Below are 12,798 nucleotides of genomic sequence, written 5' to 3' on the forward strand. Positions count from 1 at the left end.
ACATGCTGGATCATCTGTTTATCTCGGTCAGCGACATCCGCCGCTCGGTCCGTTTCTATGAAGGGGCGTTGGCGCCGCTGGGCATCACCACTCGGTTTGACTACGACGGCAAGGACGGTCCCCCCGGCCATCCCGACCTCAAGGGCTTTGGTGCCAACGGGCGGATGTTCTTCTGGTTGCGCGAAGGCTTGGTCGACGGGCGTGCGGTGCATGTAGGCTTTGTCGCCAATAGCCGTCAGGAGGTCGAAAAGGCCTACGCGGCTGCACTGGAACACGGCGCCACCGACAACGGCGCACCCGGCGCGCGCATGCACTACGACCCCAACTACTACGCCGCCAACGTCGTCGACCCGGACGGGTACAGCCTGGAGTTCGTCTACAAGAGCTGGCAGCACGTTTGATAGCCCCTGGCGCCTCTCGGGCGGTGCCGGATAACCGCTGATCCGCAGCCTCGCAATGCCGATTGAATTTTCCCCACAGCCGGATGCTCTGCACTTTAGAAGCGCGCGTTTTGAGCGCTCTTGCGGGGCTTTCTGGTGAGAAAGCCGAGTAGTATCGGACTTTGTGGAAACTGCCATCATGACGCTTTTTACAGCGCTGTCGGGCCAACCGGCCACCCTGACTGACGCGGCCGACGGCCGCCATCAACGCGTGTACCAGCAGTTGTACAACGAGGCGCAGGGTTGCGAGGCGCTAGCACGGGAATTCTTGCTGGCGCAATTGGCCCAGGTGCAGGACGTGCCCTGCGAATTGCCCGACACGCCCGAACAATTGCCCGCGTGGGTCGAGCAGCGCTGCGCCGCCGTGGCCCGCGACTACGCCGACTACCTTGAGCAACGCCAGCAGGGTCAGCCACGGCGCTACTTCCAGAACAAGGCTCACGCGTTGTACGTGTTGCAATGCGTGGCGCCGACCAAACAGGTCGATGGCGCCTGGCTGTACGGGTTACTGCGCTATTGGCAGGACCAGCGCTTCGATGGGCTGCTGACCACCTACCTCGAAGAACTGGGCGACGGCGAAGCCGCGCAGAACCATGTGGTGATCTATCGCAAGCTGCTCAGCGAGCACGATGCCGACAGCGAAGCCGGCGTCAAGGATGACGACTACCTGCAAGGCGCCTTGCAACTGGCGCTGGGCCTGTGTGCCGAGGAGTTTCTGCCGGAAGTGATCGGTTACAACCTGGGCTATGAGCAATTACCCCTGCACCTGCTGATCACCTCGTACGAGCTGAGCGAGCTGGGCATCGATCCTTATTACTTCACCCTCCACGTCACCATCGACAACGCCAGCAGCGGCCACGCGTGCAAGGCCGCGCAGTCGGTGTTGAACCTGCTGCCGCTGGGCGAGGGCAGGGAGCAGTTCTACCGCCGCGTGGCCCGCGGTTATCAGCTCAATGACCTCGGGCCGGGCACCACGGCCGTGATCGAACGCTTCAACCTGCAGGAGCAGGTCGTGGCCATGCTTGAGCGTAAGCGCACGTATGGCCAGCACATGCATTCCGATTACTGCCGCTTCGAGGGCAAAACCGTCAATCAATGGCTGGCACAGCCTGGGCAGATCGCTGAGTTCCTCCAGGCGCTGCAAGACAAAGGCTGGATCAAGCGCAACCAGGACCCTGCCGACAGCCGCTTCTGGCAACTGATCGAGGGCGCTGGTGCGGCGATGTTCGGCGTGTTCAGCGGGGCTGAAAAGCAGCTGCTGCACGACTGGATTGCCGGTGACTGGGTCAGCGGCGAGCGCGTGCCGCCTGCACGGCCGGGGCGCGGCAGCCGTTTTTCCCGGGAGCAGCATCGCCCGGCCGACCCGGACACCCAGGCGCTGGTTGAATCACTGTGCAAGCTGCCCGATGAACAGCAGCTCGATGCGCTGATCCCGTGGATGTCGGCGCGGCGCCATTGCGCTCCGGCCGGGCTTTACGCGACGCGGCGCTTTATCCAACTGCGCGCGCGTCTGCGCTGAGGAGGGTCGTTCATGTCTGCACAGCAGCTCGTCGATCGCACTTTGTTGAACCTGGGCCGCGGATTGAAGGAGAACGGCTACCGGTTTATCACGCCGACGCCCCTGACCCATGAACGGGTCTGCCAGCGCCTGGCAACGCCGCTGGCGATGACCATGCGCGATGTGTTCGGCTGGTCGCTGCCATTTGATAACGCGTTGTTGCCAGAGGCCTTTCGCGAGGAATTGCAGCAAGCGCAGGTGATCGAAAAACACGACGCCCTGTGGCGCAGCACCGTGCGCTGGTCGAGCCTGGACGAGTTGCTGTTTGCCCACTCGCCGTACCCGACCACCCAGGCCGACGCGGTGTTTTTCGGACCCGACAGCTACCGGTTTGCCCACGTGATCCAAGCCTATCTGCAGCAGCGTTTCGACCCTGTGCGGCGGGCGGTCGACATCGGTTGCGGAGCGGGTGTCGGTGCATTGGTCATCGCCCGCGCCCGGCCTGACGCTGACGTGCTGGCGGTGGACATCAACCCCCGCGCCCTGCGCATGACGGCAGTGAATGCCGAGCTGGCGGGCCTGGCGAATGTCAGCGCCTACCACAGCGACATACTGGCCAGCGTCGACGGTGAATTCGACCTGATCGTTGCCAACCCGCCCTATATGAATGACCCGCATCAGCGCGCCTATCGCCATGGTGGCGGTGCCCTGGGCGCGCAGTTGTCGGTGCGTATCGTCAGCGAATCCCGCGAGCGCCTGGCCCTTGGCGGCAGCCTGGTGCTCTACACGGGCGTGGCGATGGTGGCCGGTGCCGATCCCTTTCTGGAGGCGATCAAACCGCTGGTGGCCAGCGCTGACTATGGCTGGACCTACCGCGAAATCGACCCTGACGTCTTTGGCGAAGAGCTGGAAAAACCCGGCTATGAGGGCGTCGAGCGGATTGCCGTGGTGGCGCTCACCGTCACCCGGCTGCGCTGAGGCGTGGCGCGCGTCAGCGGCGACCACTGATCGGCTGTGGCCATACCTCGACGGAACGCTCGCGGGCGCCGCGCACCTTAATCAATAACCCTCTCAACACCCTCTCAAGAACAGGAGTGCAGAGCATGCGAGCGATGACTTTCCAGGGCGCGCACAAAGTGCAGGTTGATACGGTGCCCGATCCGATCATTGAGCAACCCGACGACATTATTTTGCGCGTCACCGCCACCGCCATTTGCGGCTCGGACTTGCACCTGTACCGCGGCAAGATCCCGACCGTCGAGCACGGCGACATCTTTGGCCATGAGTTCATGGGCATCGTCGAGGAAACCGGGCCGGCGGTGACAGCCGTGCAGCGCGGCGACCGCGTGGTGATCCCGTTTGTGATTGCCTGTGGCGACTGCTTCTTCTGCCAACTGCAACAATTTGCCGCCTGCGAAACCACCAATGACGGGCGTGGCGCGATCCTGAATAAAAAGGCAATCCCGCCAGGGGCCGCGTTGTTCGGCTACAGCCGTCTGTATGGTGGCATTCCCGGCGGCCAGGCCGAGCTGGTGCGGGTGCCGAAAGCCAACACCGGGCCCTTCAAGGTGCCTGGGCTGCTGGCGGATGAAAAGGTCCTGTTCCTCTCGGACATCCTGCCGACGGCCTGGCAGGCGGTGACCAACGCCGGCATTGGCAAGGGCTCCAGCGTTGCGATCTACGGCGCCGGCCCGGTAGGCCTGCTCAGCGCGGCGTGCGCGCAGATGCTTGGCGCCGAGCAGATCTTCATGGTCGATGACCATCCCTATCGCTTGGCCTATGCGCAAAAAATGTACGGGGTGATCCCGATCAACTTCGAAGAAGATGACGACCCCGCCGACACCATCATTCGCCAGACCGCCGGCATGCGCGGGGTCGATGGCGTGGTGGACGCCGTCGGGTTCGAAGCCAAGGGCAGCACCACCGAGACCATCCTCACCACGCTCAAGATCGAAGGCAGCAGTGGCAAGGCCCTGCGCCAGTGCATCGCCGCCGTGCGCCGTGGCGGTGTGGTCAGCGTGGCCGGGGTGTATGCCGGGTTTATTCACGGGTTCATGTTTGGCGACGCGTTCGACAAGGGGCTGACGTTCAAGATGGGCCAGACCCATGTGCATCGCTTCCTGCCGCAATTGCTTGAGCACATCGAGCTGGGGCATCTGAACCCCGAGGCGATCGTCACGCATCGGTTGTCGCTGGAGCAGGCTGCGCGCGGCTATGAGCTGTTTGACAAGGCCGAGGAGGAGTGCCGCAAGGTGATCCTGCTGCCGGGCATGGATGAGCGGCCGATTGTCGAACCGCTGGAAGAAGTGACGCCCGATCTACGCCTGCAGGGCGTTCCAGGCTTCTAAACCACACGCAGCGCAAACCGGGAGGGGGCAAGCCCCTCCCGCATTCACGTCAGGCTGACGCCTGCGGTTGGATCTGCAGCACGCCGTCCACGTCCTTGACCAGGCCACTGGCCACAAACAACGGCGCCACGCGCTTGTGCAATTGCGGCTCGACGAACTCCTTGACCGTGTCCAGCGACAGTTCGCCACTGAGCGGCAGCTCGGCCTTGGTGTACGACAACCAGGCTTTTTTCAGCATCGTCAGCACATCACTGCCCGCGGTCGAGGCAAAGCGGCGGTGGCTGGGTTTGCCGTCGAAGTTGAAGCTGTGCTGGTACGCGTAGCCGGTTTCGTCACCGTTGCTGGCGGCGCAGCGTACGCAGGTGCATGGGCCGTCGCCGAACGCGCTGCGCAGGTAGGCGTTGAAGTCCACCACGGGCTTGAGTGACAGGCGCTTATCCACCTCGAACAGGTCCCCGGTCATTTTATCGTCAGTGTTCAACGTCCATTTCCTCGCAGGTCGGCAGGTGCATTTCAAAGCGCGGCACAATACCAGCCGAGCGGCGCCCATGGGGATTTTTTGCGCGAAAGGTACTCGCTTCAGTGTCGACGTCCATTCGCCAATAGCCTTGTTAGAATTTCCCCAATCAACCTCCACAGGACACTCATATGCGCACTCAGACTTCTATCTATAACCATGGCGTGGCCTGGGAAGAGGGCAACAGCGTCAGTCAAGGCTACAGCGTCAACGGTACGATTTTCATCGCCGGGCAGTTTTCCCACACGCTTGAAGGTGAATTCGTCGATGGCGACGCCGCAGCGCAAACACGTAAAACCCTGGAAAACCTCGACCATGTGCTGGCAGGCTTTGGTGTCGGACGCTCGAACATCGCCGCCGTGGATATTTACCTGGTGCACGCCAAGCGCGATTTCGAGGCAGTGGTGGCGGTGTGGAAGGACTACATCGGCGCTCATCGCCCAGCTGCCACGCTGGTGGGTGTGAATTACCTGGCCTCGGACGCGCAAATTGTCGAGATCAAGGCCGTCGCCCACGCGGATTGATCAGCCCGGCAGCTGCTCGGCCAGCAGGTCGATGAAGCGCCGGACTCGCGGTTCCAGGTAACGCTTGCTTGGGTACATGGCCATGATCTCCACATCGCCTGCGTCCAGGCCGGGCAGTACCGCCGCCAGCCGCCCGCTGGCCAGGTCGTCGGCGACCAGGAAGTCCGGTAGCAGGGCGATCCCCATGCCAGCCACGGCGGCGTCACGCAACGCCTCGCCGCTGTCCAGGCGCAGGCGGCTATGGCCGGGGGCCTTGAACCATTGACCCTGTTCGTCACGAAAGCGCCAGCTTTGTTTGCGCGTCCGGCTGCTGAAATACAGGCAGTCATGGTGGGCGAGGGCGTCCGGGTCGCGGGGTGTGCCGTGTTCGGCCAGGTAGGCCGGGGCGGCGCACAGCAAGGCTCGGTAGCGCGCCACCACGCGGGACACCAGTTGGCGGTCGGCGTGCTCGCCGCCGATACGAATCGCCAGATCGAAGCCGTCCTCGACGATGTCGGCCATGCGGTCGGTGAAGCTCACTTCTACCTGCACGTGCGGCCAGGTTTTCAAATAGGTGTCGAGCAGCGGCAGGATCACGCGGCGCCCGAAGGCATCCGGCAGGGTAAGCCGCAGCACCCCGCGCGGCGTGCCGCTGGGCTGGCCGATGGCCGTTTGCGCGGTGTCGACGGCGGCCAGAATCTGCACACCTTGATCGTACAATGCACGGCCTTCATCGGTCAGGCTCAGGTTGCGCGTGGTGCGGTTGAGCAGGCGCACGCCAAGGCTGTCTTCCAGACGCATGACGGCCTTGCCGGCCGCCGAGCGCGTAAGCCCCATGGCCTGGCCGCCCGCGACAAAGCTGGCACCGTCGACCACGGCCATGAAGATCAACATTTCATTGAGGTTGGTGCGCAGCATCGAGCGACTCGCGATGGAAGGGCAGGCGCGCAATATAGCAGTTCAGCGCTGCTGATTTATTGCATAAGAATAGAGCTATATATTCTTTTCGTGTCTTAAAAAACGCCGCTAGGCTTCATCACCTTCCCGAAAACGCGGCAGATTCCCCCATGACTTTCAAGCGTTCCTCCCTGACCCTATTGGCCGCGTCGCTGGCCGCTGCTGGCAGCTTGCTCAGCCCCGGTGCCCAGGCCGAAGGCAAAATCAGCATCGCCCAGCAGTTCGGCATCGGTTACCTGATCCTCGACGTGGTGCGCGACCAGCACTTGATCGAGAAACACGGCAAGGCGCAGGGGCTGGATATCCAGGTGGAATGGAACAGCATCTCCGGCGCCACGGCGATGAATGAATCGCTGCTGGCGGGTGCGCTGGACGTGGTATCGGCCGGTGTGCCGCCGATGCTCACCTTGTGGGACCGCACCAAGGGCAAGCAGAACGTCAAGGCCATCGCCTCCCTTGGTTCGATGCCCAATTACCTGCTGACCAACAACCCTAATGTGAAGACCCTCAAGGACTTCACCGAGAAAGACCGCATCGCCGTGCCCGCTGCCGGTGTGGGGTTCCAGTCGCGCACTTTGCAGATCGAAACCGCCAAGCAGTTTGGCGATGCGAATTACAAGAAATTCGACGATATCTCCATCAGCCTGGCTCACCCTGATGCTACGGCGGCGTTGATTGCCGGTGGTTCGGAGATTAATTCGCACTTCTCCAGCCCGCCGTTCCAGTACCAGGAGTTGCTCAACCCTAACGTGCACAAAGTGCTCAGTTCCTACGACATCCTTGGGGGGCAGGCTACGTTCAACGTGCTTTACACCACTGAGAAATTTCACGACGAGAACCCCAAGACCTACAAGGCGTTTTACGACGCGCTGGCGGAGGCTGAGACGATTATCAAAGCCGACAAGCCGGCCGCGGCCAAGGCGTATATCCGTGTGGAGCAGTCCAAGCTGCCGTTGGACCTGGTGGAGAAAATTGTTCAGGACCCGGAGATCGATTTCACCATCGTGCCGCAGCGGACCTATATCTATGCCGAGAAATTGCAGGAACTGGGGGTATTGAAGAACAAGGCGGCGAGTTGGAAGGATTACTTTTTTGAAGAGGCTCATGGTGGGAATGGGAGTTGAGGGGGTGCTGATGGCCGGCGTTTGGTCGGGGGCATATCCGTTGCTGCGGTAACGGCCGCTTAGGGTTCCGCTCTTACAGCGGGTCACTTTTGGCAAACGCCCGGAATGCCGGCCCAGCCAAAAGTAACCAAAAGGTCTTTGCCCCACCACTCGGCACCTCGCCTAGGCTCGGTGTGCCCTCACTCCGGCTTGAATCCGTGGGCCGCCGCGACGGGCCATCCATGGCCCAACGCGGCTAACCCGGCGTCCTGCCGGGTTACCCACGGATTCAAGCCTGCGTTCGGCCAGCGTGGTTGACGGGGCCTGTCAGATCAAAATCAAAAGCAAGATCAAAAGCAGAGCACGGCGGCCTGAAAGCCGACCTGAGTGGTTGAAGCAAAAGCAGGGCAGAAGCACAGCAACACACTTCTATCTGATGCACAGAGATCCAAATGTGGGAGCGGGCTTGCCCGCGAATGCGGTGGGTCAGTCAACTCATGTGTCACTGACCCACCGCCTTCGCGAGCAAGCCCGCTCCCACAAGTTGACCGAGTTCAGCCTCCACCACTGCACTGCACTGCTTTGCTTTTCTGTGGGAGCTGGCTTGCCTGCGATGCAGACAACTCGGTCTATCAGGCACAACCAGCTGATGCCATCGCAGGCAAGCCCGCTCCCACAAGTTGACCGAGTTCAGCCGCCAGCACCGCACTGCTTTTGCTTTTCTGTGGGAGCTGGCTTGCCTGCGATGCAGACACCTCGGTCTATCAGGCACAACCAGTTGATGCCATCGCAGGCAAGCCAGCTCCCACCTTTGACCGAGTGCAAACGACACCTATCTATCTGATTCACAGAAATCCAAATGTGGGAGTGGGCTTGCTCGCGAATGCGGTGGTTCAGTCAGCTCATTTATCACTGACACACCGCATTCGCGAGCAAGCCCGCTCCCACAAGTTGACCGAGTTCAGCCGCCAGCACCGCAGTGCTTGGCTTTTCTGTGGGAGCTGGCTTGCCTGCGATGCAGACAACTCGGTCTATCAGTAACACCCAGTCGATGCCATCGCAGGCAAGCCCGCTCCCACTTTTGACCGAGTGCAAACGACACCCATCTATCTGATTCACAGAAATCCAAATGTGGGAGCGGGCTTGCTCGCGAATGCGGTGGGTCAGTCAGCTCATGTGTCACTGACACACCGCATTCGCGAGCAAGCCCGCTCCCACAAGTTGACCGCGTTCAGATGCCACCACCGCACTGCTTTTGCTTTTCTGTGGGAGCTGGCTTGCCTGCGATGCAGACACCTCGGTGTATCAGGCACAACCAGTAGATGCCATCGCAGGCAAGCCAGCTCCCACCTTTGATTGAGTTCAGCCATCAAGATCAGGTCGGCTGTCAGGCCGCCTCGCCTTCGCTTTTGATCTAACCACTCAGGTCGGCTACCAGGCCGCCGTGCTCTGCTTTTGATCTTGATCTGCTTTTGACTTTGATCTTAGGCGCCCCGTTAAACCACGCTGGCCGAACGCAGGCTTGAATCCGTGGGTAACCCGGCAGGACGCCGGGTTAGCCGTGTTGGGCCATGGATGGCCCGTCACGGCGGCCCACGGATTCAAGCCTGCGTGAGGACACACCGAAGCGTGAGCGAGGTGCCGAGTGGTGGGGCAAGAGCCCTTTGGTTACTTTGGGGCTTTTCCAAAGTGACCCGCCGTAAGGGCGGAACCCAAATCAGCCATCACCCAAATAACGGATATGTACTCAATAACCCCCCAAAAAACATCACCGAAAAAACTCCCCCGGTGTCGCATCAAACTGCTGCCGAAACGCCGCAATAAACGCCGAAGTCGACTCATACCCACACCCCAGCGCCACATCCGTAACCCGCTCCCCCTGCTCAAGGGCAGGCAACGCACTCAGTAGCCGCAACCGCTGACGCCAAGCCCGAAACGTCAGCCCGGTATCACTCAAAAACAACCGACTCAACGTCTTCTCACTCACGCCCAGCCTGCGCGCCCAGTCCCCCAAGGTCGTCTGCTGCTCCGGATGCAGATTCAAACTGCGATAAACCTGACGCAACCGCGGGTCCAGGGGCAAGGGCAGCATCAAATCCACCTGCGGCGCAGCGGCCAACTGGTCGAGCACCACTTGGGCCAGGCGCCCATCCGGCCCGTCCTCGGCATATTCCACCGGCAACTCACTGAAACTGCGGATCAACTCGCGCAACAAACTGCTCACCGCCAACACCTGACAACGCTCGGCCGCCCAGGCGGTGACACTGCAATCCAGGTACAGACTGCGCATTTCCGTGTGCGGCGAACTGAACACCCGGTGCGGCACGCCCGCCGGGATCCACACCGCGCGCTGGGGCGGGGCGACGAAGCGGCCGACGCTGGTCTGGATCTCCAACACCCCGCAAATCGCATAGGACAACTGCACCCACGGGTGGCTGTGCCGGCGGGTCAGCGCGCGATTGGGCAGCGACTCCGTGCGCCCATACACAGGCCGCGGCAGGCTGGAAAGCCCGGGCACACTGCGGCGGACGGTCTTGTCATGTCCTTTAGGCGGCATTTACTGGCTCATTGGCGTTAGTCGGTAACAAGCCGTTACGTTAGAGTCGCAGCGATGCTCTTGGCAACCCCTGGAAGATTTGCTTATGACCCGCCCGCGTTTTCTGCCTGACAACTTCACCCTGACCCTGATTGCCACGGTGATTCTCGCTTCCCTGCTGCCCGCCAGTGGCCAGACCGCTGTGGCCTTTGGCTGGGTGACCAACCTGGCGATCGCGCTGCTGTTTTTCCTGCACGGCGCCAAGCTGTCGCGCCAGGCCATCGTCGCCGGTGCCGGGCACTGGCGCCTGCACCTGCTGGTGTTCAGCCTGACCTTTGTGCTGTTCCCCTTGCTGGGCCTGGCGCTCAAGCCGGTGCTGTCGCCGCTGATCGGCAAAGACCTGTACATGGGCATGCTCTACCTGTGCGCCTTGCCGGCCACGGTGCAATCGGCGATTGCCTTTACGTCGCTTGCGCGCGGCAACATCCCGGCGGCGATCTGCAGTGCGGCGGCCTCCAGCCTGTTCGGCATTTTCCTCACGCCGCTGCTGGTGACGCTGCTGCTCAACGTGCACGGCAACGCGGGCTCCACCGTCGACGCGATCCTGAAAATCAGCGTGCAATTGCTGTTGCCGTTTATCGCCGGGCAAATCGCTCGTCGCTGGATCGGCGATTGGGTTGGCCGGAATAAATCCTGGCTGAAGTTCGTCGATCAGGGCTCGATCCTGCTGGTGGTTTACGGCGCGTTCAGCGAAGCGGTCAATGAAGGCATCTGGCACCAGATCCCAGTGTGGGAGTTGGGCGGCCTGGTGGTGGCGTGCTGTGTGTTGCTGGCCCTGGTACTGGTGGCGTCCACCGTGCTGGGCAAGGCCTTTGGCTTTAACCAGGAAGACCGCATCACCATCTTGTTCTGCGGCTCGAAGAAAAGCCTCGCCACTGGCGTGCCGATGGCGCAAGTGCTGTTCGCCGGCGCGACCATGGGCGTGTTGATCCTGCCGCTGATGCTGTTTCACCAGATCCAGTTGATGGTGTGTGCGGCGCTGGCGCAACGCTACGCCAAGCGGCCGGAAAGCATCCCCGAGATGATGGGGCAGGTGGATCCGTGATCTAGATCACACCCTTGGCCGAATCACCTCAAGTTAACGCCCGGCCAGACGACTCCTTTGGTGAGAGCCCAATAAGGAGTGTCGGCATGAGCGTTAAAGGTATTTCGGTGTTTGCAGGGCTGTTTTGCCTATGGGCCAGTACCTGTGGTGCGGCGCAGACTGTAGGGCAGGGCACTATCCAGTTCACCGGCGCAATCGTCGAGCCAGGGTGTGCGACAAATGCGCGCAGCGGTGCGGTGATGGAGTTGACCGGCTGCGCCCCTTCCAACCGCGGCAGCCGCTTCGAAGTGCGCAGTCTGGCGCCGGTGGCCAGCGTCGATGCGGCCCGGGTGAAGCTGGTTGCCGACAGTGGCGCCGGGCGTTATTACGACCAGCGCTACCTGCTGGTGGACAGCGCCGGCACGCCGATTGTGTCGGGCAACTATGTGATCACCATGACCTCGCCCTGAACCTCAGAGCGACGATGCGCGTCAACAGCGCGGCGAGAAACCTATAGAATGCTCGGCGGCGGCGCTGTTCTGCGTGGCCGTTGGATCACCGTCAGAGTACCTCGCCCGCCAATGAGCATTTCAGCCGCAACCCCCCAAGCCAACTGGCAACCGGTCATCGCCCTTGCTTTGGCCGCGTTTGTGTTCAATACCACCGAATTCGTCCCCGTCGGACTGCTCAGCGCCATCGGCGCCAGCTTCGACATGCCCATCGCCAGCGTCGGCCTGATGCTCACTATCTATGCCTGGATCGTGTCGCTGACGTCGCTGCCGGTGATGCTGCTCACACGTAACGTCGAACGGCGCAAGTTGCTGATCGTGTTGTTCGGCTTGTTTATCGCCAGCCATATTCTCTCCAGCGTTGCCACCAGCTTCGGCTTGCTGATGGTCAGCCGCATCGGCATCGCCTTGTCCCACGCGTTGTTCTGGTCGATCACTGCCTCCCTGGCCGTGCGCCTGGCGCCGCAGGGCAAGCAGGTGCAAGCCCTCGGCCTGTTGGCCACCGGCACGTCACTGGCGATGGTCCTGGGCATTCCGCTGGGCCGGCTGCTCGGCGAAGCCATGGGCTGGCGCACCACGTTTCTGGTGATCGCCGCCTTTGCCGCGGCCCTGGTGTTCTGGCTGGCGCGCACCTTGCCGCTGCTGCCGAGCCAGAACTCCGGCTCGTTGCGCAGCCTGCCGATGCTGTTCAAGCGCCCGGCGCTGGTGGCGCTGTACGTGCTCACCGCCATGGTGGTGACGGCGCAATTCACCGCCTACAGCTACATCGAACCCTTCGTCGAAGGCGTCGCCGGCCTGAGCGGCAACGTGGTCACGCTGTTCCTGCTGGTGTTCGGCGGCGCGGGCATCATCGGCTCGCTGCTGTTCAGCCTGGTGCACCGTTTCAACCCGCACCTGTTCGTGGTCAGTGCGGTGTTCCTGCTCGCGGCATGCCTGGCGCTGATGCTGCCCTTGAGCGGCGCCGAGTCCTACCTCGTCGGCCTGAGTGTGTTCTGGGGCATGGCGATCATGGGCTTTGGCCTGGCCATGCAATCCAAAGTGCTGGTGCTGGCACCCGACGCCACCGACGTGGCCATGGCGATGTTCTCCGGCATCTACAACATTGGCATCGGCGGCGGCGCCTTGATGGGCAGTTGGGTTGGCAGCCACTTCGGCTTCGCCTGGATCGGCGCGGCGGGCGGGTTGCTCGCGGCAGTGGCGCTGATCGGCTACTGCCTGGCGATTCACCGGTATGGGCAGGGCGTGGCGCGTAGCAGCTGACGCGTTGGTCACTGATGACTTGAAACAATCAAGGGATTGAACC

Annotated in this window: 12 protein-coding genes; 9 read left to right on the plus strand and 3 right to left on the minus strand. The window is 62.0% G+C overall.

Going from position 1 to position 12,798, the window contains the following annotated elements:
• Positions 1-2 precede the first annotated feature (2 nt).
• The 4 genes from C4J83_RS11285 (at position 3) to C4J83_RS11300 (ending at position 4,286) form a co-directional block, all read left to right on the plus strand.
• Positions 3-401 (plus strand): VOC family protein, encoded by a 399-nt coding sequence (locus C4J83_RS11285; protein ID WP_119735826.1) that lies wholly within the window; start codon positions 3-5, stop codon positions 399-401.
• A 178-nt stretch (positions 402-579) separates the two neighbouring features.
• The gene (locus tag C4J83_RS11290; protein WP_124417050.1) at positions 580-1,959 is read left to right on the plus strand and encodes an iron-containing redox enzyme family protein; all 1,380 of its coding nucleotides are present in this window, start codon (positions 580-582) and stop codon (positions 1,957-1,959) included.
• A 12-nt stretch (positions 1,960-1,971) separates the two neighbouring features.
• Positions 1,972-2,916 carry a methyltransferase gene (locus C4J83_RS11295; protein WP_119735822.1) on the plus strand — a complete coding sequence of 315 codons (945 nt, stop codon included), beginning with the start codon at positions 1,972-1,974 and terminating at the stop codon, positions 2,914-2,916.
• A gap of 125 nt (positions 2,917-3,041) precedes the next feature.
• Entirely contained in the window at positions 3,042-4,286 is a 1,245-nt protein-coding gene (locus tag C4J83_RS11300) for a zinc-dependent alcohol dehydrogenase (RefSeq protein WP_106580634.1), read from the plus strand.
• A gap of 49 nt (positions 4,287-4,335) precedes the next feature.
• On the opposite strand, the gene C4J83_RS11305 is transcribed toward C4J83_RS11300, so the two are convergent.
• Positions 4,336-4,767, minus strand: coding sequence for a hypothetical protein (locus tag C4J83_RS11305; protein WP_124417051.1), 432 nt, complete (start codon positions 4,765-4,767; stop codon positions 4,336-4,338).
• Positions 4,768-4,934: 167 nt separating this feature from the next.
• On the opposite strand from C4J83_RS11305, the gene C4J83_RS11310 reads away from it, so the two are divergent.
• Positions 4,935-5,327 carry a RidA family protein gene (locus C4J83_RS11310; protein WP_124417052.1) on the plus strand — a complete coding sequence of 131 codons (393 nt, stop codon included), beginning with the start codon at positions 4,935-4,937 and terminating at the stop codon, positions 5,325-5,327.
• Here C4J83_RS11310 and C4J83_RS11315 read toward each other — a convergent pair whose 3' ends face one another.
• Positions 5,328-6,224 carry a LysR family transcriptional regulator gene (locus C4J83_RS11315; protein WP_106580637.1) on the minus strand — a complete coding sequence of 299 codons (897 nt, stop codon included), beginning with the start codon at positions 6,222-6,224 and terminating at the stop codon, positions 5,328-5,330. It abuts the gene before it with no gap.
• Between the two features lie 149 nt (positions 6,225-6,373).
• On the opposite strand from C4J83_RS11315, the gene C4J83_RS11320 reads away from it, so the two are divergent.
• The gene (locus C4J83_RS11320) at positions 6,374-7,387 is read left to right on the plus strand and encodes an ABC transporter substrate-binding protein (protein ID WP_124417053.1); all 1,014 of its coding nucleotides are present in this window, start codon (positions 6,374-6,376) and stop codon (positions 7,385-7,387) included.
• A 1,747-nt stretch (positions 7,388-9,134) separates the two neighbouring features.
• Here C4J83_RS11320 and C4J83_RS11330 read toward each other — a convergent pair.
• Positions 9,135-9,923 carry an AraC family transcriptional regulator gene (locus C4J83_RS11330; RefSeq protein ID WP_119735811.1) on the minus strand — a complete coding sequence of 263 codons (789 nt, stop codon included), beginning with the start codon at positions 9,921-9,923 and terminating at the stop codon, positions 9,135-9,137.
• A gap of 85 nt (positions 9,924-10,008) precedes the next feature.
• Here C4J83_RS11330 and C4J83_RS11335 point away from each other — a divergent pair, with 85 nt between their 5' ends.
• The 3 genes from C4J83_RS11335 (at position 10,009) to C4J83_RS11345 (ending at position 12,755) form a co-directional block, all read left to right on the plus strand.
• Positions 10,009-11,007 (plus strand): bile acid:sodium symporter family protein, encoded by a 999-nt coding sequence (locus C4J83_RS11335; RefSeq protein WP_124417054.1) that lies wholly within the window; start codon positions 10,009-10,011, stop codon positions 11,005-11,007.
• An 86-nt stretch (positions 11,008-11,093) separates the two neighbouring features.
• On the plus strand, positions 11,094-11,456 hold the full coding sequence (locus tag C4J83_RS11340; protein WP_119735809.1) for a type 1 fimbrial protein: 363 nt from the start codon (positions 11,094-11,096) through the stop codon (positions 11,454-11,456).
• Positions 11,457-11,567: 111 nt separating this feature from the next.
• Positions 11,568-12,755, plus strand: coding sequence for a sugar transporter (locus C4J83_RS11345; RefSeq protein ID WP_106580643.1), 1,188 nt, complete (start codon positions 11,568-11,570; stop codon positions 12,753-12,755).
• The last annotated feature ends 43 nt before the right edge of the window (positions 12,756-12,798 follow it).

It is taken from the genome of Pseudomonas sp. LBUM920, from assembly GCF_003852315.1.
GTDB lineage: Bacteria > Pseudomonadota > Gammaproteobacteria > Pseudomonadales > Pseudomonadaceae > Aquipseudomonas.

Excerpts from the sequence above, each read along its gene's own strand:
- C4J83_RS11345 (WP_106580643.1), top strand. The coding sequence starts at position 11,568 with ATGAGCATTTCAGCCGCAACCCCCCAAGCCAACTGGCAACCGGTCATC.
- C4J83_RS11285 (WP_119735826.1), top strand. The coding sequence starts at position 3 with ATGCTGGATCATCTGTTTATCTCGGTCAGCGACATCCGCCGCTCGGTC.
- C4J83_RS11335 (WP_124417054.1), top strand. The coding sequence starts at position 10,009 with ATGACCCGCCCGCGTTTTCTGCCTGACAACTTCACCCTGACCCTGATT.
- C4J83_RS11300 (WP_106580634.1), top strand. The coding sequence starts at position 3,042 with ATGCGAGCGATGACTTTCCAGGGCGCGCACAAAGTGCAGGTTGATACG.
- C4J83_RS11330 (WP_119735811.1), bottom strand. The coding sequence starts at position 9,923 with ATGCCGCCTAAAGGACATGACAAGACCGTCCGCCGCAGTGTGCCCGGG.
- C4J83_RS11315 (WP_106580637.1), bottom strand. The coding sequence starts at position 6,224 with ATGCTGCGCACCAACCTCAATGAAATGTTGATCTTCATGGCCGTGGTC.
- C4J83_RS11320 (WP_124417053.1), top strand. The coding sequence starts at position 6,374 with ATGACTTTCAAGCGTTCCTCCCTGACCCTATTGGCCGCGTCGCTGGCC.
- C4J83_RS11340 (WP_119735809.1), top strand. The coding sequence starts at position 11,094 with ATGAGCGTTAAAGGTATTTCGGTGTTTGCAGGGCTGTTTTGCCTATGG.
- C4J83_RS11290 (WP_124417050.1), top strand. The coding sequence starts at position 580 with ATGACGCTTTTTACAGCGCTGTCGGGCCAACCGGCCACCCTGACTGAC.
- C4J83_RS11295 (WP_119735822.1), top strand. The coding sequence starts at position 1,972 with ATGTCTGCACAGCAGCTCGTCGATCGCACTTTGTTGAACCTGGGCCGC.
- C4J83_RS11310 (WP_124417052.1), top strand. The coding sequence starts at position 4,935 with ATGCGCACTCAGACTTCTATCTATAACCATGGCGTGGCCTGGGAAGAG.